Below are 2,180 nucleotides of genomic sequence, written 5' to 3'. Positions count from 1 at the left end.
TGGATGCGCCGGTCAGCGGCGGCGAGCCAAAAGCGATTGATGGCACGTTGTCGGTGATGGTTGGCGGTGATAAAGCGATTTTCGACAAGTACTACGATCTGCTGAAAGCGATGGCAGGCTCCGTGGTGCATACCGGTGACATTGGCGCGGGTAACGTCACTAAGCTGGCGAACCAGGTGATTGTGGCGCTGAACATTGCGGCGATGTCTGAAGCGCTGACGCTGGCGACCAAGGCGGGTGTGAACCCGGATCTGGTGTATCAGGCGATCCGTGGCGGATTGGCGGGAAGCACCGTGCTGGACGCGAAAGCGCCGATGGTTATGGACCGCAACTTCAAGCCAGGCTTCCGTATTGACCTGCATATCAAAGATTTGGCGAATGCGCTGGACACTTCTCATGGGGTCGGCGCGCAGTTGCCGCTGACTGCTGCAGTCATGGAGATGATGCAGGCGCTGCGTGCAGATGGGCTGGGCACCGCCGATCACAGCGCGCTCGCATGCTACTACGAAAAACTGGCGAAAGTGGAAGTCACACGCTAACAAGAAGGGCGCGGATGTGCGCCCTGTATTTCTTGCCTTGCGCGGCACAGTCAGGCTACATAACTATGAAAATCGTAATTGCCCCAGACTCTTATAAAGAAAGTCTATCTGCCACTGAGGTCGCTCAGGCAATAGAAAAAGGATTTCGGGAAATATTTCCCGATGCGCAATATGTTTCAGTTCCGGTGGCCGACGGCGGCGAAGGAACGGTCGAAGCCATGATTGCCGCCACGCAAGGGAGTGAATATTCCGCGTGGGTGACGGGGCCGCTGGGTGAAAAAGTGAATGCCTGCTGGGGCATGTCCGGTGACGGTAAAACCGCGTTTATCGAAATGGCTGCAGCCAGCGGCCTGGCGTTGGTTCCTCCTGAAAAACGCAATCCATTAGTGACAACGTCTTGTGGTACCGGAGAGTTGATTTTGCAGGCGCTGGAAAGCGGTGCGAAAAGTATCATTATCGGCATTGGCGGTAGCGCGACCAATGACGGCGGCGCGGGTATGGTGCAGGCACTGGGAGCAAAACTCTGTGATGCCAACGGTACTGAAATCGGTTACGGCGGCGGTAGCCTGATTTGCCTCAATACCATCGATGTTTCGGGGCTGGATCCGCGCTTAAAAACCTGTTCAATCCGTGTTGCCTGTGATGTGACGAATCCTCTGACGGGCGATACTGGCGCATCCCGCATCTTTGGGCCTCAGAAAGGGGCGACTGAGGAACACATTGTCGAGCTGGACCGCAATCTTTCCCACTATGCCGATATCATTAAAAAATCGCTCAGGGTGGATGTGAAAGACGTACCTGGCGCGGGAGCGGCTGGTGGTATGGGGGCCGCGTTAATGGCTTTTTTAGGCGCGGAGCTGCGCAGTGGTATCGAGATTGTGACTCAGGCGCTCAATCTGGAAGAACATATTCACGATTGTACGCTGGTGGTCACCGGTGAGGGACGTATCGACAGCCAGAGTGTGCATGGCAAAGTGCCGATTGGTGTGGCAAATGTAGCGAAGAAGTACCATAAACCAGTAATTGGTATTGCCGGTAGCCTGACACGCGATGTGGACGTGGTACACCAATATGGCATTGATGCGGTGTTTAGCGTATTAACCCGGATCGGCACGCTGGAGGACGCTTTCCGCGGGGCATCGGATAATATTTACCGCGCTTCAAGGAATATCGCCGCCACGCTGGCAATCGGAATGCGTAGTGCGGGGTGACAAAGGCGCACGAACCCTCTATACTGCGCGCCGAAGCTGACCAGACAGTCGCCGCTTCGTCGTCGTCCTCTTCGGGGGAGACGGGCGGAGGGGAGGAAAGTCCGGGCTCCATAGGGCAGGGTGCCAGGTAACGCCTGGGGGGGAAACCCACGACCAGTGCAACAGAGAGCAAACCGCCGATGGCCCACGCAAGTGGGATCAGGTAAGGGTGAAAGGGTGCGGTAAGAGCGCACCGCGCGGCTGGTAACAGTCCGTGGCACGGTAAACTCCACCCGGAGCAAGGCCAAATAGGGGTTCACAAGGTACGGCCCGTACTGAACCCGGGTAGGCTGCTTGAGCCAGTGAGCGATTGCTGGCCTAGATGAATGACTGTCCACGACAGAACCCGGCTTATCGGTCAGCTTCACTCTTTATAGAACCCCGCTCCGGC

General features: G+C 56.7%; 2 protein-coding genes and 1 other RNA gene. All 3 read left to right on the top strand.

Annotated features, from left to right (window positions below):
- Window positions 1-539: NAD-binding protein (locus FDX03_RS23795; protein WP_249357147.1), on the top strand; the 539-nt coding region annotated here is incomplete at its 5' end.
- Between the two features lie 65 nt (window positions 540-604).
- Window positions 605-1,750, top strand: coding sequence for a glycerate 2-kinase (gene garK / locus FDX03_RS22005; RefSeq protein WP_061068667.1), 1,146 nt, complete (start codon window positions 605-607; stop codon window positions 1,748-1,750).
- A gap of 32 nt (window positions 1,751-1,782) precedes the next feature.
- Window positions 1,783-2,159, top strand: an RNA gene (gene rnpB / locus FDX03_RS22000) — RNase P RNA component class A.
- The last annotated feature ends 21 nt before the right edge of the window (window positions 2,160-2,180 follow it).

Origin of the sequence: Citrobacter sp. wls827, assembly GCF_005280875.1 — a bacterium.
Classification (GTDB): Bacteria; Pseudomonadota; Gammaproteobacteria; order Enterobacterales; family Enterobacteriaceae; genus Citrobacter; species Citrobacter youngae.
Note: the sequence above shows the minus strand (reverse complement) of the source record. Positions and strands in the feature narration are given on the sequence as shown.